The sequence below is a fragment of the Chryseobacterium koreense CCUG 49689 genome (assembly GCF_001045435.1).
In the GTDB taxonomy this organism is placed as follows: Bacteria; Bacteroidota; Bacteroidia; order Flavobacteriales; family Weeksellaceae; genus Kaistella; species Kaistella koreensis.
The window spans coordinates 95414-116942 of the sequence record NZ_LFNG01000006.1 but is presented as its reverse complement, the minus strand read 5'-3'; the positions used below and the strand labels follow the sequence as shown (position 1 = coordinate 116942).

General features: G+C 40.5%; 21 protein-coding genes and 1 tRNA gene. 15 read left to right on the top strand and 7 right to left on the bottom strand.

What is annotated here, in order from left to right:
* Window positions 1-178 precede the first annotated feature (178 nt).
* Window positions 179-1408 (top strand): MFS transporter, encoded by a 1230-nt coding sequence (locus tag ACM44_RS05325; RefSeq protein WP_048499023.1) that lies wholly within the window; start codon window positions 179-181, stop codon window positions 1406-1408.
* A 2-nt stretch (window positions 1409-1410) separates the two neighbouring features.
* On the opposite strand, the gene ACM44_RS05320 is transcribed toward ACM44_RS05325, so the two are convergent.
* On the bottom strand, window positions 1411-1857 hold the full coding sequence (locus ACM44_RS05320) for a DUF6759 domain-containing protein (protein ID WP_048499022.1): 447 nt from the start codon (window positions 1855-1857) through the stop codon (window positions 1411-1413).
* Window positions 1858-2057: 200 nt separating this feature from the next.
* Between ACM44_RS05320 and ACM44_RS05315 the strand changes: the two genes are divergently transcribed.
* Complete coding sequence (locus ACM44_RS05315; RefSeq protein WP_048499021.1) at window positions 2058-2957, top strand: T9SS type A sorting domain-containing protein; 900 nt, start codon at window positions 2058-2060, stop codon at window positions 2955-2957.
* A gap of 91 nt (window positions 2958-3048) precedes the next feature.
* Here the strand turns inward: ACM44_RS05315 and guaB are convergent, their stop codons facing one another.
* From guaB to ACM44_RS05295, 4 genes are all read right to left on the bottom strand, one after another.
* Entirely contained in the window at window positions 3049-4509 is a 1461-nt protein-coding gene (guaB, locus tag ACM44_RS05310) for an IMP dehydrogenase (protein ID WP_048499020.1), read from the bottom strand.
* Between the two features lie 168 nt (window positions 4510-4677).
* Window positions 4678-5394, bottom strand: a complete 717-nt coding sequence (locus ACM44_RS05305) for a DUF937 domain-containing protein (protein WP_048499019.1) — start codon at window positions 5392-5394, stop codon at window positions 4678-4680.
* 90 nt (window positions 5395-5484) lie between these two features.
* Complete coding sequence (locus tag ACM44_RS05300; protein WP_048499018.1) at window positions 5485-6756, bottom strand: protein O-mannosyl-transferase family; 1272 nt, start codon at window positions 6754-6756, stop codon at window positions 5485-5487.
* A gap of 2 nt (window positions 6757-6758) precedes the next feature.
* On the bottom strand, window positions 6759-7268 hold the full coding sequence (locus tag ACM44_RS05295; protein ID WP_048499017.1) for a DUF2480 family protein: 510 nt from the start codon (window positions 7266-7268) through the stop codon (window positions 6759-6761).
* 56 nt (window positions 7269-7324) lie between these two features.
* Between ACM44_RS05295 and ACM44_RS05290 the strand changes: the two genes are divergently transcribed.
* From ACM44_RS05290 to ACM44_RS05260, 8 genes are all read left to right on the top strand, one after another.
* Window positions 7325-7546 carry a hypothetical protein gene (locus ACM44_RS05290; protein WP_048499016.1) on the top strand — a complete coding sequence of 74 codons (222 nt, stop codon included), beginning with the start codon at window positions 7325-7327 and terminating at the stop codon, window positions 7544-7546.
* Complete coding sequence (locus tag ACM44_RS05285; RefSeq protein ID WP_048499015.1) at window positions 7531-7827, top strand: type II toxin-antitoxin system RelE/ParE family toxin; 297 nt, start codon at window positions 7531-7533, stop codon at window positions 7825-7827. Before ACM44_RS05290 ends, ACM44_RS05285 begins: the two co-directional genes overlap by 16 nt.
* A gap of 29 nt (window positions 7828-7856) precedes the next feature.
* Window positions 7857-8963 carry a lipid-A-disaccharide synthase gene (lpxB, locus tag ACM44_RS05280; RefSeq protein ID WP_048499014.1) on the top strand — a complete coding sequence of 369 codons (1107 nt, stop codon included), beginning with the start codon at window positions 7857-7859 and terminating at the stop codon, window positions 8961-8963.
* 53 nt (window positions 8964-9016) lie between these two features.
* Entirely contained in the window at window positions 9017-10795 is a 1779-nt protein-coding gene (locus tag ACM44_RS05275; RefSeq protein ID WP_048499013.1) for a ComEC/Rec2 family competence protein, read from the top strand.
* Complete coding sequence (locus ACM44_RS15155) at window positions 10792-10971, top strand: hypothetical protein (RefSeq protein ID WP_152669303.1); 180 nt, start codon at window positions 10792-10794, stop codon at window positions 10969-10971. The genes ACM44_RS05275 and ACM44_RS15155 overlap by 4 nt, the downstream gene beginning before the upstream one ends.
* 72 nt (window positions 10972-11043) lie before the next feature.
* Window positions 11044-11715: a succinate dehydrogenase cytochrome b subunit gene (locus tag ACM44_RS05270; RefSeq protein ID WP_048499012.1), complete on the top strand. Its 672-nt coding sequence runs from the start codon at window positions 11044-11046 to the stop codon at window positions 11713-11715.
* Between the two features lie 60 nt (window positions 11716-11775).
* Window positions 11776-13788 carry a fumarate reductase/succinate dehydrogenase flavoprotein subunit gene (locus ACM44_RS05265; protein ID WP_048499011.1) on the top strand — a complete coding sequence of 671 codons (2013 nt, stop codon included), beginning with the start codon at window positions 11776-11778 and terminating at the stop codon, window positions 13786-13788.
* A 21-nt stretch (window positions 13789-13809) separates the two neighbouring features.
* On the top strand, window positions 13810-14577 hold the full coding sequence (locus ACM44_RS05260; RefSeq protein WP_048499010.1) for a succinate dehydrogenase/fumarate reductase iron-sulfur subunit: 768 nt from the start codon (window positions 13810-13812) through the stop codon (window positions 14575-14577).
* A gap of 75 nt (window positions 14578-14652) precedes the next feature.
* Here ACM44_RS05260 and ribB read toward each other — a convergent pair whose 3' ends face one another.
* Both ribB and ACM44_RS05250 read right to left on the bottom strand, forming a co-directional pair.
* Window positions 14653-15777, bottom strand: coding sequence for a 3,4-dihydroxy-2-butanone-4-phosphate synthase (gene ribB, locus ACM44_RS05255; protein ID WP_048499176.1), 1125 nt, complete (start codon window positions 15775-15777; stop codon window positions 14653-14655).
* Between the two features lie 203 nt (window positions 15778-15980).
* Window positions 15981-16985, bottom strand: coding sequence for an LLM class flavin-dependent oxidoreductase (locus ACM44_RS05250; protein WP_048499009.1), 1005 nt, complete (start codon window positions 16983-16985; stop codon window positions 15981-15983).
* A gap of 180 nt (window positions 16986-17165) precedes the next feature.
* Between ACM44_RS05250 and ACM44_RS05245 the strand changes: the two genes are divergently transcribed.
* The 5 genes from ACM44_RS05245 (at window position 17166) to ACM44_RS05225 (ending at window position 21529) form a co-directional block, all read left to right on the top strand.
* Window positions 17166-18422: a DUF4403 family protein gene (locus tag ACM44_RS05245; protein ID WP_241477144.1), complete on the top strand. Its 1257-nt coding sequence runs from the start codon at window positions 17166-17168 to the stop codon at window positions 18420-18422.
* A gap of 33 nt (window positions 18423-18455) precedes the next feature.
* The gene (locus ACM44_RS05240) at window positions 18456-18965 is read left to right on the top strand and encodes an RDD family protein (protein WP_048499007.1); all 510 of its coding nucleotides are present in this window, start codon (window positions 18456-18458) and stop codon (window positions 18963-18965) included.
* Between the two features lie 49 nt (window positions 18966-19014).
* A tRNA-Cys gene (locus ACM44_RS05235) sits at window positions 19015-19088 on the top strand.
* A 304-nt stretch (window positions 19089-19392) separates the two neighbouring features.
* A complete protein-coding gene (locus tag ACM44_RS05230; RefSeq protein WP_048499006.1) occupies window positions 19393-19935 on the top strand; it encodes a glycine zipper domain-containing protein in 543 nt (180 codons plus the stop codon).
* 82 nt (window positions 19936-20017) lie between these two features.
* On the top strand, window positions 20018-21529 hold the full coding sequence (locus ACM44_RS05225) for a T9SS type A sorting domain-containing protein (RefSeq protein WP_160303966.1): 1512 nt from the start codon (window positions 20018-20020) through the stop codon (window positions 21527-21529).

Sequence of the window (21529 nt, the reverse complement as noted above, 5' to 3'; positions counted from 1 at the left end):
CGCTCTCTGGATGGTTTGATTTGAATGTTTTTAAAAAAAGTGCAGAAGTTTTTACCCGCAATTTCTGGTCTTGCCACAATGCATAATTTTCAAAAGTAAATTTTTCCTGCTATATATCAGTACCCGATTTTACTGCAAGAAAAGCACGGTTCTTATCTTCGTGCTTTAAATCCTAAAAATGTCGAAAAGTGAAAATCCGCGCAGATGGTTCGTCGCAATTGCCGCCACATTTACGCATCTTGGTTTAGGGACTGTTTATTCATGGAGTTTTTTTCAGAAACCGATCGCCGATTCTTTCGGTTGGTCCCATTCGCAGACAGCATGGGCGTTTAGTTTATCCATTCTGATGTTGGGGTTTACTGCAGCATGGGCGGGAACCCAGATCGAAAAATATGGTGCGCGCCGACTTGCTTTCACGGGAGTTGTCCTTTATGGATTGGGATATATGGTCACTTACTTTGGTTTAAGGGCGGGTTCGTTGATGTTGCTTTATTTGGGTTTTGGAATTATTGGAGGGTTTGGTTTGGGTCTGGCTTATGTGACACCGGTTGCAGCGGTCTCTCGGATTTTTCCTGAAAAGCAGGGGATTGTGACGGGAATGGTCGTGATGGGATTTGGATTGGGCGCGTTTGTAATGTCAAAAATTTTAGCTCCTTTTTTTCTGGATTTCTTTCACGGTGATTTGGCAAAAGTTTTTTTGTGGAGCGGAATTGTTTTGCTGGTTCTTCTGCCTTTTTTCGCTTTAAGTCTAGGCGATTTTAAAGCAGTGGAAATTGAGAAAAGCCACAAGCCGAATATTTTTGCTGTCCTATTAAAATCTAATTATATCCTGATTTGGTTGATTTTTATGTTCAATATTGTGGCGGGAATGATTTTCCTTTCATTTCAGTCGCCGCTACTTCAGGATTTGATGAAAGCTTCCGGAGTTTCCGATCCGCAAATTCTTGAAAAAAGTGGTGCGACTTTAATTGCCGTGAGTGCTTTATTTAATGGATTTGGAAGGTTTCTCTGGGGCGGAATTTCTGACAGATTCGGTAGGATTTCAACTTTTCGGCTGATCTTTTTTATTCAAATTGTTGTTTTCGTGATGCTCATTTTCACTCAAAACACCTTGATTTTTTCTGCAGGAGTTTGCATTGTTTTGCTTTGCTATGGTGGCGGTTTCGGGGTTTTGCCATCGTTGATCAGGGAGCGTTTTGGAGCAGGGTTAATGGCACCTGTTTATGGAGCCACTTTAACAGCTTGGGGAATTGGCGGAATTTTGGGGCCACAGATCACGGCTCTGTTGAAAGATGCATTTCCAAAAGGCGCCTCGGTTTATTCTTTTGCCGTTGGATTAGCCTTGATTACCATTGGATTCGGATTATCGTTCGTATTAAAATCAAAAATGAAACCTGCCAATCAGTAGAATCAGTTTGAAAGCGTAATAATCAGCGGTTCCACGATGATTTTTTGCGAATAGTATTTTGCCCCGCAAACATTGGAATTCAGGGTATATCCTCCTTTTTCAATGACGAACTGGTTCTTGCTGTTTTTTGAAACGGGGAGATTGTAAAACTTGTTGTTTTGGGTTCCCACCAGTCGCACAATGATATCACAATTCGATTCATTGGTAATCACGGCGGCGGTTTTGGTGTCTTTTGGGTCCGTGTCGTTCAGCAAATAAGTCAATACTTGCGCGGTTACTTTCTTTTTGTCAATTTTGTCCGACGCCATCAAATCTGCAAATTCTTTACTTTCATTGGAGGTATTGTTGGTCGACTGTTTGGGATAATTTCCCGAAGCCGGGGAATTCAGCGGCAGCACTTCACAACTGGTGACAATAAGAAAAATAAGTAGGGCGGAAATTGATTTCATTAAAACTTTTTTGGAAATTCTGTATCACACAAAACTACGTGATTTTTAGCGAAAAGTGAAACGGAGCACCTGTCATTTGCAATTTTTTACCTTGCTTCACACCAGTCAAATAAATATGAATATGCTGAAAACTGTTGTGAGTAGGCACTTTCTCGTAAAAAATCTTATATTTGCGCCTTTATTAACCAATTTTTGATACTATGAAAAGAATTTTATCTTTTGTTTTCGCTGCTACATTGGCAGTGAGTGCGTATTCGCAAACTTTGTGGACAGACAACTTTGAATCCTACACCATCGGTAATCTTGGAACCCAAGGAGGGTGGGCTAGAGATGCAGAATTTGGTTCGGCTTCAGATGTGAAAATTGCAACGATTGATGGTGCGCATGGAAAATCAATGCGGATAAACACGACGTCAACCAGTGGTTCTCAATGGACTTATAAGGAGATCAATTTGGGTTTAGCGAATCCGGACAACGAGGTTTTCAGAACTGAGATCGAAATGTACACAGGAACTACCTCGGCTGAAATGCAGGTTTATGAGTCAGACGGAACTAATTTTTATACAGTTTTTGATATTTATTTGAGTCCAACCAATGGAGCTTGGCTTGCTGATCAGGCAGATTTTGATGATTTTTTGCCAGGTGAGTTATTGACTCCAAATATTGCCGCAAATACATGGTATAAAGTTATTGTTACCTATAATATTGCAGAGGGGACGATGAATGTTTCTATCAATGGGGCAAATTATGGGCCTTTCATCAAAGAAGCTTACCATTACCCAACAGAAATTGATCTGGTTTCTGACGGAGCAAACAATGCGGGATATGATAATATCGTGATTGCTGCAGATGCTGCTTTGGCTGTATCAAACGTGAACAAAACTAAAGTAAACGTTTATCCAAACCCAACCACTGATGTCTTGAACATTACTGCGGACAAAAAAGTGACTAATGTGACTTTCTTTGACATGACAGGAAGAAAAGTTAAACAAACCACTGAAAATGTAATCAATGTAGAAAGCTTGGAAAAAGGAAGCTATATTGTTAACATCACATTTGCAGACGGAACTGTGGATAGCAAGAAAGTGATTAAGGAGTAATTTCTTAAAACACCAATAAACAAAATCAGCTGCAAAATTATTTGCAGCTGATTTTATTTTAAAGCAGTCCGAAAACCGCAACCATTAATTTTTATAGAGAGTAATTCGGTGCTTCCTGTGTAATGATCACATCATGCGGATGAGATTCTTTCAGGCCGCTTCCGGTAATCATTACCATTTTGCTGTCCCGTTGCAAGGTTTCGATATCCTTTGTTCCGCAGTATCCCATTCCTGCACGGATTCCGCCGGTCAATTGAAACACCACGTCCTCGAGTTTTCCTTTATGCGGAACACGACCCTCGATTCCTTCCGGTACGAATTTTTTTGCTTCACTTTGGAAATACCTTTCCTTTCCTCCTCTTCTCATGGCAGAAAGACTTCCCATTCCCTGATACGATTTGAACTTTCTTCCTTGGAAGATGATTTCCTCACCCGGTGCTTCATCTGTTCCCGCGAGAAGTGAACCAAGCATCACTGCACTGGCTCCAGAAGCAATTGCTTTCACGATGTCCCCCGAAAGCTTTATTCCTCCATCGGCGATGACGGCTACGTTTTTCGTTTTCGCAAATTCGAAAACATTATAAATTGCAGAAAGTTGCGGAACTCCGACTCCTGCAATTACTCTGGTGGTACAGATGGAACCTGGACCTACTCCCACTTTCAGCACATTCGCACCTGCCTCGATTAAATCTTTTGCAGCTTCTGCCGTTACGATATTTCCACCCACAATATCCAATTCCGGGAAATTTTTTCTGATTTCCGAAATTTTATCCAAAACTCCGCGCGAGTGACCGTGAGCGGAATCCACCGCAATAATGTCCACTCCGGCTTTTACCAATGCGGAAACTCTGTCAATGGTATCTTCGCCGACTCCAACTCCGGCGCCCACAATCAGTCTGCCGTTTTTGTCTTTGTTTGCGTTTGGATATTCCATTTGATTGTCGATATCTTTTATGGTAATCAAACCAACCAGCTTGAAATTTTCATCCACGATTGGAAGTTTTTCCACCCGGTTTTCGAGCAGGATTTTTTTCGCCTGTTCCAAGGTGGTGTTTTTTCCCGAGGTGATGAGATGGTCTTTGGTCATCAGTTCTTCCACTTTCACTTCTAGGTTTTCCTGGTATTTCACATCCCGGTTGGTGATGATGCCGATAAGTATGTTTTCAGCATCTACCACAGGTAATCCCGATATTTTGTAGTTCGCCATCAGTTCTTTGGCCTGTTTAAGGGTGTGATCTTTTGACAAAGTCACCGGATCGGAAATCATTCCGTTTTCGGAACGTTTCACTCGATAGACTTGCGCCGCCTGTTCTGCGATCGGCATATTTTTGTGGATAAAACCAATTCCGCCAACCCGCGCCAAAGCAATCGCCATATCGGACTCGGTCACCGTGTCCATAGCTGCGGAAACGATGGGAACGTTTAATGTGATTTTGTCGGTAAGTCTTGATTTTAGGGAAACCTGGTTCGGTAAAACCTCTGAGTAAGAGGGAATGAGTAGCACGTCATCGAAAGTGATGGCTGTTTCTGTGATTTTGCTGTGAATAGACATCTTTACTTTCTGCGCGAAATTATGACATTTTTGCGAAATTTGAAAATGATTGCAGCTATTGTTAACGAAAATTATTTTTACACCTTTTAAAGAGATGAAAAAAAACCTCCCTTAAATCAAATTAAGAGAGGTTGAGTATTCAGTCTTTGGACAGAATTTTTTTTCGAATTATTTTCCGCCCAAAATATTTCCTAAGATTCCTCCAAGTCCGCCTTGCTGTTGGTTTCCACCGCTGCCAAGAACATTTCCGATAATACTTCCAAGTCCGCCTTGTTGATCACCGCCACCAAGAACGCTACCCAAAAGGTCGCCCAAACCGCCTCCCTGCGATTGCTGAGCACCACCGAGAACGCTTCCCAAAATATCGGTGATTGGATTTCCGCTGCCTTGAGCTTTTTGTTGCTGCACCTGATTGGATGCGTTTCCTAAAATCCCGCCTAACAAATCACCTAATCCGCCACCGGAAGTTACTCCGTTTTCTTGCTTTTGCTGACCGATATAGCCCATGATCAGCGGAGCTAACATTCCCAAAATAGGTCCCATCTTGTCCATGGAGATTCCCGTGCTTTGTGAAAGTTGATTCTCTACATCTGCTTTTTGTCCGCCAAAGATATGGTCCAGAATTGAACCGCCTTCAGCTTGTCTTGCAGCTGCTTGTGAAGGGTCGTTTAGAATGCTTCCGTTGTGGTCTTTGTCTAATGCATTGTTCAATGCATCTGCTTCCGCTGGACTTTCTTGCGATTTTTTTCTAAGGTAAGAAATCACTAGCGGTGCTGCCACTGCCAAAAGTGCAATTACCTGATTTCTGCTGATTCCGAATTTGTTTTCAGCGTCTGCTGCAACTTGATTTCCGGCATTTCCTGTGATGAGGTCGATTAAACTCATAGTTGGTTAGTTTTGTGTTATGATAAAAATCTGATGATTAAAGTTATCAAAAAACTTGCCGAAAAATTTTAGGGAGATCAAGAACGCCTATTAAAATTTCTTGATTTCTTCCAAAGAATAACCCTGAGAAATTTTCAGCTTGATGTATTCTTCAGCACTGATGGTCATCCAACTCATTGGTTCTGGTGCAGTTCTTTTTTCTGCCGTAAATTCTACAATTCCCACATTATTATTCATCCAGGGCAAAAGATAGTATTTTAACCCACCTTTGTAAGCCTTTTTTTCTTTGAAGTCTTTTGATTGTGGCAAACTGGAAATCATTAAAAATGAAAACAGGTAAAACAAAGGAGTGAGCAATACCAAAGGAGACCATTTTTTGACCCAGGTTAGATCCTGATATTTTCTTAAACCCATACCGACCCCAATAATAAAGATAAGGTAAGACGGAATGAAGAAAACGTAATTATCTGAAACGGCATAGAAAGTCGCAAATCCATAATGCAAGACAGCCGCGATAAATAGTGGATAAAAAATCTTCTTGTTGAATTTGTAAAGCTCGAATACCCCTATGATTCCTAAAATTGCAAAAACATTGAAGTTATAAACCAAATAGATCAATGACACCAAAAAGTCCTTTAGGTATTGTCCAAAACTTTTGTTGAGAGAGTTTCTCACCCACCCAATGTCTTCATTAGAATTGAAAGGAGAATTGAGCGGATATCCTTGGAAATAGTTAACCAAAAAAACAGCACCAAAAACCAGCAAAAAAACCAAAAATGAAAGGATTACCGTTTTTCGATTTTGTCTAAAATAGTACAGGAAAAGTAAAAATGAAGGAATGAAGAAAATGTTTTGGATATGCAGCCACAAACATAATCCAAGAAAAAAGGCAGCTGCAATGATCGCTGTGTTTCTTTTCTTTTCACATTGATAAGATAATACCAAGAAATAGAGAAATATCATAATCAACGCGGCATTCTGCGTATAAACTTCCACAATTTCAGCATTGCGCCAAAAACTGAAACTCAAACCAAAAACAAATGCGGATACTGTGGGAATCCAGGTTTTATCTGTGAGCAAGGAAACGGTTTTATACACAAAAAAAACAGTGAGCGCAGCAGAAAATATGACTACAATTCGATTGGCCAAAATGGCGTCAACTCCTGTGATTTTCCTAATTAATATCGCCGTATTGATATAGAGTGGGTGAGAAGTCGAGCTGAAAACCGTTTCCAACTCTCCTTTTTCTGTGTTCAAAACAAAGCCAACACAATCCGCAAAAGGAATCCGTGTGAAACTCCCCAAAGCGTAAATAAAAATAAAAATGAAAAAAATACAGAACGGGTAATATTTGGAATTCATCCTTAATTTTTAAATATTGGAACATTAGAACAAGCTTCGCCAAACATCAGGGATTTCACGATCGGTTTCAGCTGTTCCACCAGTTCGATATAGGCGTTTTCGGGAATGGACTCATCGCTGCATCCTTTTACGAGGACTCTTTTGCCCATTAAATCAGTAAAATCATAGGTCTGTAAGGCGTTGTGCATGAGCAAAACTTCCAAATCTTCACGATTTCCGAAGACGATTTTTTTGGCAGAGTCGGTCAATTTCGCAGTGAGCAGAAAATAGGCCCAAAGCGGAACGATGGCGTCTGCAGAATTGTAGATGTATAGGTAAGAATCGCGGTATTCTTCAGGATTGATGGCGGCAACTTTTTCACGGAAATCTTTTTCCTTCAAAATCAAACCTTCATAAAGGAAATCCTTCAAATCGATTCCGGTTCTTTTTCCTTTCGGAACCAGTTTGGAAAGGTCGAAGTTCACCAAACCGCTTTCTGCAACTTTATTCTTTATTTCAAAATCTTGGGACATTTTTTCGTTATCTTTGAAAAGCAAATTTACTTTAAATATTTATTAAACCTAAAGTGATGATTACAAAAGAACGGAAATTAAGAATTAAGGCTCAAATTGATTTTACGAAAAGTGAGAAACTTATCAAACAGATTGAGGATTTGCTAGAGAAAGAAGAAATCGAGTTTCCTCAAAATATCATCGATGAAATGAAAAATGCTGAAAAGCGAATTGAAGAAGGACGTTTTATCACAAATGAACAATTGGAAAAAGAACTTGAAGAATGGTTAAACGAATAATTATCTGGGATATTGAGGCTGGAAAAAATCGTAAAGCAATTCTAAAATACTGGAGAGACCGAACAAAATCGGTCACTTACAGCAAAAAGCTAAATTTGTTATTTTCTAATTCGGTAAAACGCTTGGTTGATTTTCCTTTTTCGGGTAAAAAATTTGATGAGTCGGAAATTCGCTATATTTTCGTAAAAGATTATCTTATTTTTTATAAATTTAGTGATAGTCAAATCATTATTTTAAAAATCTGGGACGGTAAACAAGTCCAAGAAAATCTGGATATTTAGCTGATTTTTTTTACTCATCAAAATTCTTAATGAAATATTACATCATCGCAGGAGAAGCATCCGGAGATCTGCACGCTTCCAACTTAATGAAGTCCATCCTGAAAAAAGATTCCAACGCTGAATTCAGATTCTGGGGTGGAGATTTAATGCAAAAAGTAGCCGGAACCGCTCCGGTAAAACATTACAAAGAGCTAGCTTTCATGGGATTTTTGGAGGTTGCCAAAAACTTGAACACCATTCTGAAAAACATCAAATTCTGCAAAACGGATATTGAAAACTACCAACCGGATGTCTTAATCCTGGTCGATTATCCTGGTTTTAACTTAAGGATTGCAGCCTTCGCCAAAAGTTTGGGAATTAAGGTAGTTTACTATATTTCTCCCCAACTTTGGGCCTGGAAAGAAAGCCGGGTTGAAAAAATTCAAAAGTTCGTAGATGAAATGTTGGTGATCCTTCCATTTGAGAAAGCGTTCTACAAAAAACATAAGATCGATGCACATTTTGTGGGACACCCATTATTGGATGCGATTTCTGATTTGGAGCCGATCGATATTGCTAAATTTAAAAATGAAAACAGCTTAAATGAGAAGGAAATTATCGCGCTGCTTCCGGGTTCGCGCGAACAGGAAGTTGGCAAAATGCTGGATTTGATGCTTTCGGTTCGGCCGTTTTTCCGCGATTATCAATTCGTGATCGCGGGTGCGCCAAGTTTGCCGAAAAGTTTTTATGAAAAATATGTGGATGAAAATGTCCATTTTGTATCCAATAAAACCTATGATTTGCTGAGGTCTTCAAAAGCCGCTCTGGTAACTTCCGGCACGGCAACTTTGGAAACTGCTTTGCTCAATATTCCAGAGGTAGTGTGTTATCGGGGAAGCAGAATTTCCTATGAAATAGGGAAGCGCCTGATAAAAAACATCAAATATATTTCTCTGGTCAACCTGATTATGGACCGGGAAATTGTGACCGAATTGATACAGGAAAACCTGACCACTAAAAATTTAGTTGCTGAACTGACCAAAATATTGGGGGGAACAAAACGAGAAGAAATCCTCAACAATTATGCGCTGCTCCGGGAAAAGCTGGGCGGAAAAGGGGCAAGTGACCATGCTGCAGAAGTGATCGTAAATGGGTGATTTGACGGTGGGTTTTATCAAAATAATTTGATATTTTTACCCGAAAACGCCCGTTGAAAAAGCAACCCTTATTGATCCTGTGTACTTTTTTTATTCTTGGAATTTTCTTGCAGGATTATTTTTTGCTGAATGAAAAGCTGATCCATCTCTTTTTGGGAATCAGTTTTTTGTTGTTGTTTTCTTTTCTGGTGAAAAATTATTTCGTTTATCGGTTTCGGTATTTTTTCCTAATGCTTTTGTTCTTTTCATTAGGTCTTTTTGCCCATTCCTTGAGTTTGCAGAAATCGAAATTGCCCGAACTTCATGGAAAGGAGTTCATCTATTTCAAAATCAACCAAAAACTAAACTCCAACGAGAAAAATAAACGTTACGAAATTTCCGCTTGGTGCAACAAGGAGTTTTTTAAAAGCGTGCTTTCTATGCCGAGAGCAGAAAAGGATTTGGATTTTCGGCATTATTATAAAGGAGAAGTTTATGTGAACCCGATTTCGAAACCCTACAGTGATTTTCAGTTTGATTATGGGAAGTATCTTGCTAGAAAAGATATTTATTTTCAAAGCTATCTCCCGAATTCGTATCAAAGTGGAGCAAGAAACGATCTCACTTTTGCCGAAAAAATCCGTCAAAAACGCCTGGAAACATTAAATAAAATTGATGCGGCCCATCTCAGCAAACCCACCCGGGAATTTACCAAGGGAATTATTTTGGCAGATCGGACGGAAATGGACAAAGAGACCGTGCAGGATTTTCAAAAATCTGGTTTGATGCATATTTTGGCGATTTCCGGTTCGCACATGGCGATAATTTTTATGTTGATTTTATTGGTTTTAAATCCGATTTTCCCACCGAAATTCCGAAATTCCAAAATCATAATTTCTTTAGTCTTGATTTGGGCATTTGCCATTTTCATTGATTATGGAAGCTCCGTCGTTCGAAGCTGCGTGATGATTTCTTGCTACTATATTTATGTATTGCTCCAAAGGAAGACATATTTGCTTCATTCGATGTCCATTGCGGCATTTGCAATTCTCATTGTGGATACCAATCAACTTTTTGATGTGGGTTTTCAACTGAGTTTTGCGGCGGTCTTCGGAATTTTTTGGTTGAATCAGCCCATTTTGAAATACCTGCCGAAACCCAAAAATAAGATTCAAAACTTTATGGTCAATGTGGTTTCGGTGAGTTTGGCGGCACAGATTTCCACGCTTCCATTGGTGGTTTATTATTTTCACCAGTGGTCGCTAATATCAATTATCGCCAATTTGGTGGTGATTCCGGTAGCGGAAATTCTGATTATTTTCGCTTTATTGATGACGCTTTTAATCGCATTCTCCATGACTTTTTCATGGCTGAATGTCTTGTATGATATTTGTGTGACCTTGATCCTGAAGATGATCCATTTTTTTGCGAACATGGACGTTGCTTTTTATAAGATGATCCCGATTACTTTGCTAGAAGTTTCAGTTTGTTACCTGGTCATTTTCTATTTAAGGTTTGCCATTTTGAAATTCAATGCTAAAAACATTTCTAAACTGGTTTATTATTTTGCTTTATTTGTCGCTTTACGGGTTGTCTTAAATTTTAGGGCCAATCAAATCAATGAAGTTTTGGTTCACCAATATTTTAAAGAAAACCTGGTTTCCATTAAAATGAATGAAAAAGTTCAATTTCTAATTCCGGAGCATTTGGATCTTGAAAAACTGGGAACTTATGTGATTGAACCTTACCTTACTTCCCGTAGAACCAAAAATTTTGAGATTAAATTGATTCCAAAAGATGTAGAGTCCATTAATATAGATGGAAAAAAATATTACCTAAAAAGCAAAAAGTGAGTCTATTCGAAATCAAAGGTCTTCAATTTACCCATCGTGACAAAAATGTGCAATGTCAGTTTGATTTGCAAAAACAACATCATTTCCAGCGTTTCATCATTTGCACATGGTCATTCACCTCTGGTGATTTGGATTTTGATTTGGCCCCTTATTTAGAAACATTACAAACTGAATAATTCTGATGAATCTCACTTTTTAGTAGCTTAACAATTCTTTAACTTTGTGGGAATTCAAATTTAAACACAGTTATGTCAGGATTTTCACGTTCTACCATCGGTAGAAAATACGCAATGGCATTGTCCGCAATGTTCCTGCTTCTTTTCCTAATCATGCACCTTTCGGTGAATCTACTTTCGGTTTGTGGCAAAGATGGGCCATTCAATGAGGCATCCTATTTTATGGGCTACAACTGGATGGTGCAATATATCATGCAGCCGATTTTGGTTTTTGCGGTGATTTTTCACTTCGTCATGGGATTCGTCCTAGAAATCAAGAACCGAAATGCAAGACCAGTGAAATATGCGGTTTACAATGGGAATGCGAACACCACCTGGATGTCCAGAAACATGATTTATTCGGGATTGGTCATTTTGGCTTTCCTGGGACTTCACATGTACGATTTCTGGCTCCATGAGATGACTTACAAATACATTCCGGGAGGTGGCGATCCAACCGATATCGCAAGATTTTGGCCAGATCTTCATGCAAAATTTGCCGAAACTTGGAGAGTTGTTCTATATGTGATCGCTTTCATTTTGCTGGGATTACATTTGGCACACGGTTTCCAATCATCTTTTCAATCCGTGGGAGCTAGACATCCGAAATATACGCCGCTGATCAAGAAGATTGGAACTTGGTATTCGATTTTGATTCCTGCAGGTTTCATCTTCATTGCGCTTTTTCATTTTTTAACTCAATAATTTGAATTTTAGTCAAATTCAAACTCTAAAATTCAAACCTTAAATCTAAAATTTCAAATAATGAGTAAATTAGATTCAAAAATCCCAGCTGGTCCATTAGCCGACAAGTGGGAAAATCATAAAAACCACATGAACCTGGTCTCCCCAAATAACAGAGACAAAATCGATATCATCGTTGTTGGAACTGGTTTGGCAGGAGGTTCTGCAGCGGCTACTTTGGCTGAGCAAGGATATAATGTGAAAGCATTTTGCTATCAGGATTCGCCAAGAAGAGCGCACTCCATAGCCGCTCAAGGTGGGATTAATGCCGCAAAAAATTATCAGGGTGATGGTGACTCCATTTATAGATTGTTTTATGACACGATCAAAGGTGGAGACTACCGTTCCAGAGAAGCAAACGTTTACCGATTGGCTCAGGTTTCTGCAAACATCATCGACCAATGTGTGGCGCAAGGAGTTCCGTTTGGTAGAGATTATGGTGGACAGTTGGACAACCGTTCTTTCGGTGGTGTGCAGGTGAAAAGGACTTTCTATGCCAAAGGACAAACCGGACAACAGTTGTTGCTTGGAGCATATTCCGCAATGAGCCGGCAAATTGGTAAAGGCCGCATCAAAATGTATAACCGTCATGAAATGATGGATCTGGTTATCGTGGATGGCAAAGCGAGAGGAATTATTGCAAGAAATCTTGTTACCGGCGAAATCGAAAGACATTCGGCACATGCTGTGGTGATTGCTTCCGGTGGTTACGGAAACGTTTATTTTCTTTCGACCAATGCAATGGGCTCCAACGTTTCTGCAGCCTGGAAAATCCACAAAAAAGGGGCGTACTTCGCAAATCCTTGTTACGTTCAAATTCACCCAACGTGTATTCCGGTGCACGGAACGCAGCAGTCTAAACTGACTTTGATGTCTGAATCTCTTAGAAACTCCGGAAGAATTTGGGTTCCGAAGAAAATTGAAGATGCGGAAGCCATTCGCGCAGGTAAACTGAGACCTGAAAACATCAAAGAAGAAGACAGAGATTACTATCTTGAAAGAAGATATCCCGCGTTCGGAAACCTTGTTCCTCGTGACGTGGCATCCAGAGCGGCAAAAGAAAGATGCGATGCAGGTTTTGGCATCGAGAATAATGATACAAAAGAAGGCGTTTACCTGGATTTCTCCACAGAAATTATCAAAAAAGGTAACGAAGCCGCTATCGAAAAAAATATTCATAATCCTACTCAGCAGCAGATTTACGATTTAGGCAAAGCTTGGGTTGAAGAAAAATACGGAAACCTTTTCGTAATGTATGAAAAAATTACCGCAGACAATCCTTATGTGACGCCAATGAAGATTTATCCGGCCGTTCACTACACCATGGGTGGTATTTGGGTTGACTATAATTTGCAATCTACAATTCCGGGATGTTTTGTGATTGGTGAAGCGAATTTCTCTGACCACGGAGCAAACAGACTTGGAGCATCAGCACTGATGCAAGGTTTGGCAGACGGTTATTTCGTTCTTCCTTACACGATTGCCGATTACCTATCTGCGGATATTAGAACAGGAGCAATTCCAACAGATACTGCTGATTTCGATGCGGCAGAAAAGGAAATTAAGGATAAGATTAATTTCTTCATGACTAACAACGGTAAACATTCGGTAGATTATTTCCATAAAAAACTTGGTCACATCATGTGGAACAAAGTAGGTATGGGAAGAACACCGGAAGGTTTAAGAGAGGCGATAAAGGAGATTGAAGAGGTAAGAAACGAATTTTGGAAAGACGTGCGAGTTCCGGGAGATGCCAACGAAATGAATATGGAGCTGGAGAAAGCGTTCAGAGTTGCAGACTTCCTGGAATTAGGACAGTTAATGGCAAAAGACGCATTGCAGAGAGAAGAATCGTGCGGCGGACATTTCAGGTGGGATCACGCAACGCCGGAAGGAGAAGCTGAAAGAGATGATGTGAACTTTATGTATGCTGCAGCTTGGGAATATCAAGGTGATGACATCAACGCTGAGGTGATGCACAAGGAGCCCCTACTTTATGAAAATATTGAAGTTAAACAAAGAAGTTATAAATAATCTCCAAAATACAGTAAGAAAATGAGTGCAAAAAAAGGACTTAACCTGACTCTGAAAATTTGGAGACAGAAAAACAATAAATCAAGAGGACAGTTTGAAACCTATAAGATTTCAGACGTGTCCACCGATTCTTCATTCCTGGAAATGCTGGATATCTTGAACGAAAATCTCATCAATCAAGGAAAAGAACCAATCGCTTTCGACCACGACTGCCGCGAAGGAATCTGCGGAATGTGTTCACTCTACATCAACGGAAGACCTCACGGTCCGGATACCGGAATCACAACTTGTCAGCTTCACATGAGGATGTTCAAAGACGGGGAAACCATCACCATTGAACCTTGGAGAAGTGCAGCATTCCCAGTAATCAAAGATTTGGTGGTGGATAGGAGCGCTTTCGACAGAGTGATGGCCGCCGGCGGATTTATCTCGGTAAACACCTCCGGAAATACCACCGATGCAAACAGCATCTTGGTAGAGAAAGAAAAAGCCGACAAAGCCATGGATGCTGCAACCTGTATCGGCTGTGGAGCTTGTGTGGCGTCTTGTAAAAACGGTTCCGCCATGCTTTTCGTGGGAGCAAAAGTTTCCCAATACGCTCTTCTTCCACAAGGACAGGTGGAAAGAAAAAGAAGAGTCCTGAAAATGGTTGCCGCGATGGATGAAGAAGGATTTGGAAACTGTTCAAACACCGGAGCTTGTGAAGTGGAATGTCCGAAAGGAATTTCTTTGGAAGTGATTGCCAGGTTGAACAGAGAATATTTCGGAGCTTCATTAGACCAAGCTTAACGGAGAATTCTCAATAATAAAAAAATCGTCTGAAATTGTTCTTCAGACGATTTTTTATTTTGAATGTTTGTCGGCTTAAACCAGTTCCACCATTTCGGTAACCTCTACATCGTAGCCGCCAACTACTGGTTTTTGGTTCACATTCTGGGTAATTACCCGAAATTTATTGATGCCCAGATTCTTCAAAATTTGAGTTCCAATCCCATAATCCCTGAAGTTCGAAGACAGAGTAGGCCGAACTTCCTGGCCGTTTTGGAAATCCAGAAACTGTTGCAGTTTGCGCATCGTGTTTTCGGAATTGGAAACGTTGTTGATGAAAATCAGGGCGCCTTTCCCTTCATCGTTAATCATTTTGGTGACTTTCGCCAACAATGGTTTTTCGCCCGAAACCAATCTGCTCAACACATCAAAATAGGAGTTGGAAGATTGTACCCGAACCAAAACCGGCTCGTCTTCCAGCCAAGTACCTTTGGTCAGTGCAAAATGGATTTGATCGGTGCTTGTTTCCTTAAAGGCAAAAAAATCAAAATCACCATAGGTGGTTTTCACTTTTCTCTCCTCAATTCTTTCGATGAGGTCGCCTTTCCTTAAAAGATATTTAATGAGATCCTCGATTGAGATAATCTTCAGTCCCAGGTTTTGAGCCAAGGTATAGAGTTGCGGTAATCTGGCCATGGTTCCGTCTTCATTCAGGATTTCGCAAATCACACCTCCTTCTTTCAGGCCTGCAAGTTTCGTCAGATCAATCGCCGCTTCGGTGTGTCCCGCCCTTTTTAAAACGCCGCCTTTTTTAGCACGCAAAGGAAAAATATGTCCCGGTCGCATCAAATCGGTTGGCTTGGTATTTTCATCCATCAATGCGAGGATCGTTTTGCTTCGGTCACTCGCCGAAATCCCAGTGGATACACCGTCTCCCAACAAATCCACAGAAACCGTAAAAGCCGTTTCCTTTGGGTCGCTGCTTCTGGTGACCATGATTTCCAGTTCCAGCTCGTCACATCTTTTTTCAGGTAGCGGCGTGCAAATCAAACCTCTTCCGTGAATTGACATAAAGTTGATGATTTCAGGGGTGGTCAGTTCTGCGGCACAAAGAAAATCGCCTTCATTTTCGCGATTTTCATCATCTACCACGATGATGACTTTTCCGTTTTTCAAATCTTCAATGGCTTCCGGAATCGTGTTGAGTTTTATTTCAGACATTTTACTTTTAGATTTTTGCAAAGGTACAGAGATTTGGAGCGAATCGCAATTTTTATTTGGGCGTCTTTTTCCGTCTTCCGCTCCCAATCTTTTTTCGCCAACAACTAAATCCAACGCAGAAAAAAGGATTTCCGCTCAAGCCGGGACGCGGGAGTTCGCCTGCAAAATAATTTGGGATTTCGCTATGACGGTAGTCTTTTCTTTCAAGCCTTATTCAAAAGATCCACCACCTGCCGGAAAATTTCGTAACTCTTCAATCTCGCTTCCTGTTCGTAAATATGCGAGGTAATCATGAGTTCATCCACCTGAAACCGATCCTGGAAACTATGGATCTGGCCTTGCAAAGTTTCTGGACTTCCCACAAAGCTGTACCGAAGTTTTTGCAGAACGGCGGCTTTTTCCATGGGGCTCCAAATGGCATCCATGTCGTCAACCGGCGGCGAATATGGTTTTCGGTCGTTTCTAATGATATTTAAAAACGCCTGGTAAAGCGTGGTAGTCAATTTTTTTGCCTCTTCGTCAGTTTCCGCGGCAATTCCGTTTACACAAGCAATCAGGTACGGTTCCGGAAATTTTTCGCTCGGTTTGTAGTTTTCTCGGTAAATCTCAAAAGCAAAACTCATCATTTCTGGCGCAAAATGCCCTGCAAATGCATACGGCAATCCGAATTCCGCAGCAAGCCATGCACTGTCTGTGCTGGAACCCAAAACAAATATCGGAATGTCGCAACCTTCGCCGGGAATTGCGCGAACAGCACTATTCTGGTTTTCCACCGAAAAATATTGCTGAAGTTCGCGGATTTGCTTTGGGAACTGTTCGTTGATGGTCATTGGATTTCTTCCCAAAGCTTTTGCGGTCAAACCGTCGGTTCCGGGAGCTCTGCCAACTCCCAAATCGATTCTTCCGGGGAAAAGGCTTTCCAACGTTCCGAATTGTTCGGCAATGACGAGTGAACTGTGATTCGGCAACATCACGCCACCTGAACCGACACGGATTTTTTGGGTTCCGTTTGCGATAAAGCCTATTAAGACAGATGTTGCGGAACTGGCAATAGACGCCATATTGTGATGTTCGGCGAGCCAAAATCTACGGTAATTCCATTTTTCTACATTTCTGGCCAAATCCAAACTGTCATTAAAAGTTTCATGAATGGATTTGTTTTGCTTTACTGGAGCCAAATCAAGTACAGATATTTCTAAGGGTTTCATTGAAGTTTAAAATTTTTCTTGATTCTGATATGAAATTTTTGTTGAAATTTGCGTTTCATACAAAATGTAAAAATGCGAAATTTTCCGGTAATCTTTTTTGTGCTTATTTTCTGCAGAACGTTTTCCCAACAAACAATACAAGATAGTTATAATTTCCCAAAAATAAAGTCGTCGATTTCCATGCCGGTGAAAATTCCGCTTGCAGAGATTTCGAATATCATCAATAATTCCGTTCCACAGCTGGTTTATCAGGATGATTCCTATATTGACAATGATAATGATCAGTTTAAGGTAAAAGTTTGGAAAACCCGACCGATTCGTTTGGTGGGCGGAACCAACCAGAATCTGCTGATCGAGGTTCCGCTTAAAATTTGGGCAGAAAAGGGAATAGGAACTTTGGGGGTTTACAATTATCAAAATACGACTTTCGAGACCGTGATGTATTTTAATGTGCAAATCAACTTTAATAACAATTGGACCATCACCACCAAAACTTCTCCGAATGGTTTCAAGTGGGTAACCAAGCCTGTCCTTGATTTTGGAAAAATTAAAGTTCCCATCACATCTTTGGTGGAAAGCAATCTGAAAAAACAACAACAGGATTTCTGCAAAACGATCGATGAAATGATGGCGGCACAACTGAATTTTCAACAGTATGCGATTATGGGATGGAATCAGTTTGCGCAGCCTTTTAAGGTTTCCGAAGAATTTAACACCTGGTTGAAAGTGACGCCGGTTGCCATTAATATCACGCCGCTGGTTTTCTACCTGGACCAAATTCAGGCAAATATCGGGATTGACACCTATTCCGAAACTTTTACCGGACAAAGGCCCGCAGATTCGCCATTGGTTAAATCGGTTGCCAATTTCAGTTCGGTTCAGGCTCTTCCACAAAAATTCTTAATTCAAACCACTGCAAATATTCCATTTACCGAGGCCACGAAAATTGCTGAAAATATGTTTCTCAACAAGGAATTTGACTTTAGAGAAGGGAAATCAAAAATCAAAATTACGGGAATCAAAGTTTATGGCGAAAACGGGCGAATTATGTTGGAAGCCAAAACGGAGGGCACTGTGGAAGGAACTTCATTCATTTCCGGAATACCGGTTTATGACCAAGGGAAAAGGAAAATTGTCTTGAATAATACCACATTCAATCTGAAGACCAAGAATATCCTGCATAAAGCCGCCACATTGCTTTTCCGGGGAAAAATTGTGAAAATGATTGAGCAAGAATATGGAATTCCGACTGCGGAATTGGAGGATTCTTCCAAAAAAAGCATTGAGGAAACCTTTAACAAAGAATATTACAAAGGCTTGAAAATGCAGGGAAAGGTCTTCAGCTTGAAACCCTCGAAAATCATTTTGAGTGCATCGGTCATCACCGCCGTAATCGATACTGAAGCGCAGTTGAAACTTTTTGTTCAGGGAATGTGATTTTTGTTTATTTTAGCTAAAATTAAAAAGTGTATGGCAAAAGTTTTACAAATTGTGGAAAGAAATCGCGCAAGTTCCGGGCTTCGACTTGCCAATTATTTTATTGATTTTGCTTTGTGTTTTTCGGGCACGATATTGCTTTTTGGAATCCTCGCCGTAGTTTACAGTTTTATTACCGGTTCAGAGATCGATGAGGTGACCTATCAAATGGAAAACATCAATGGTCTGGTTGACCGGGTTTTGACCATGATTGTTTATGCGGTGCTGATGTTTCTAACGGAATGGGGAACCAACGGCAGAAGTGTGGGCAAATATATTACCGGGACCAAAGTGGTCAAGGCAGATGACAGTCCGCTCACCGCAATGGATTTACTCAAACGAAGTTTTTCGCGAATCGTTCCTTTTGATGCACTTTCATTTTTGGGAAAAAATGGATGGCATGACAGCTGGTCAGATACAAGGGTTGTAAAATTGAAGGATTTTGAAAAAGCGAAAAGTTTAGATACCGATATCAATGCCATTGGAATGAAAGAAAGCGGGTGAAAAAAGTTTTTCCATAGTTCAAAAATTGTCTATATTTGCAAACCCAAATGGTACTTTGGCCGAGTGGTTAGGCAGTGGTCTGCAACACCATCTACAGCGGTTCGAATCCGCTAGGTACCTCCATAAAACTCTAATTCTCTTATTTTTAAGTGGTTAGAGTTTTTTTTGTTGGTGATGATAACCGATGGTGCACCGGTGGGAATAGTTTTTACTGCGAAGATTTTTCATATTTGATTCTTCACCTTCTGAATTTTTAAAATTTTTTCCATTTTCGACCTTATTAAAATCATTGAATATTAACTTGTTAACCTCAAAAATTATGATTTTTTTAAATATTTAACATTTCTTTAACTCAAGAATGGTTTCGTTTTTGGCATATCCTTTTCGACGATGAGATAGATATATTGACTTTTAAAAATTTAAGATTATGAAAAATATATTGTTAGCAGGTTTTGTGTCAATGTTAATGATGACTGCCTGTAAGAAAGACAACACCATAGCTGAAAAATCGTTAGAACAGCAAAAGGTAGAGTTCCAACAAAGACAATTGGAAATTGAGCAGCAGAAATTGGCTATTGAAAAAGAAAGAATGGCTTATGAAACCCAGAAAAAGGCAGACAGTATCGCTGAGGTGAATAAGGCCGCAGCTGCAGCCGCTCCAAAAGTAGTGACCAGAACGAAAACCGTCTATGTGAACAGGACCCCACGTAGAGCATCAAGCTCAGGAAGTGTTGCATCAAATTCTGGAGCTAGTGCGGGAAGCACTCAAGGAACCGCTCAAAAACAAGGCATGAGTAAAGCGGCGAAAGGTGCAATTATCGGTACCGTGGGTGGTGCCGCAGCAGGAGCCATTATCAACAAGAACAATCGTGGAGCTGGTGCGGTGATCGGTGGTATCGTGGGTGGAGCAACAGGTTATGCGATTGGTAGAGCACAGGATAGAAAAGACGGCCGAGTGCAGCCGAGATAGTTTTAAAACCAAATCACTCCATATATTCGAAAGATTGCTTATTTTTAGGCAATCTTTTTTTATTGCTATGAAGCTTCCATTTTTGTTTACATTTTTATCCATTGGTTTTTTTCTGGCGCAGCAGAACGTGGTTATCCATTCCGGAACGCCTACTGAACCATCGATCGCAATTCACCCCACCAATCCCAATATTTTGGTTGCGGGTGCCAATATCAATAATTATTACTATTCCACAAATGGCGGTTTGAATTGGACTTTAAAATCCTTAAGTTCAACTTATGGAGTTTGGGGTGATCCGGCTTTGGTTTTTGATAATGCCGGAAATTTATTTTTTGCGCATCTTTCTAATCCAAGTTCCGGTTCTTGGCTGGACAGGATCGTGGTTCAGAAATCAACCAATGGTGGTGCAACCTATGATAACGGAAGCTATGTGGGACTCAACGGGAAACAGCATGATAAGCAATGGCTTGCAGCAGACAGTAACAATAACCTCTACATGACCTGGACTCAATTTGATTCCTATGGCAGTGCAAATCCCAATGACAAATCTTCCATTCTGTTTTCAAAATCAACCAATGGCGGCACATCATGGAGCACACCCATTAAAATAAACCAAATCGATGGAGACTGTGTGGATCAAGACAATACCGTGGAAGGAGCCGTTCCCGCGATTGGACCAAACAACGAAATCTATGTTTCGTGGGCAGGACCCGCTGGTTTGGTTTTTGACCGCTCCCTGGATGGGGGAAATACCTGGCTCACTAATGATATTAAAATTGCCGATATTCCCGGAGGGTGGGATTTTTCGATTCCGGGACTCGACCGCAGCAATGGACTTCCGATTACGGCTTGCGACATCAGCAATGGACCTAATCGCGGCACAATTTATGTGAATTGGAGTGATCAAAGAAACGGTATCGATAACACCGATATTTTTTTGAGTAAATCAATTGATGGCGGGAATACTTGGAGTACACCCACCAAAGTAAATAATGATAATTCCGGAAAGCAGCAATTCCTAACTTGGATGGCCATCGATCAGTCTAATGGAAACCTATATTTCGTTTTCTATGACCGAAGAAGTTACAGCGACAATCAAACAGATGTGTATCTTGCGCGGTCCACCGATGGAGGTCAAACTTTCGTCAATATTAAAATAAACCAAACCACGTTCACTCCCAATCCAAGCATTTTTTTTGGTGATTACACCAATATTGCCGCCAGAAATGGGGTGATTCACGCAATTTGGGGAGACCGAGTCGGTGGAAGCAGTAGAATCGTGACCGCTAAAATTCTTGATAGCAATATTCTGCAAACGGTTGAAAATGTAACCGATCAAAACATCAACTTTTACCCGAATCCGGTAGATAAGGAAGCCTATATTTCCTACAAACTTCACGCGTCATCTTTGGTTGAGATCAATATTTACGATATGTCCGGAAGATTGGTTCGCCAGGTTTTGAGAGAAAATCAAGGCTATGGAAAATATATTCAAAAAATTGATGTGGAACACCTGAAAATGAAAAAGGGAAATTATATCTGCGAATTGAAAGTAGATGGGGTGCTGAAAAAATCGGTTCCGTTTATAAAATAG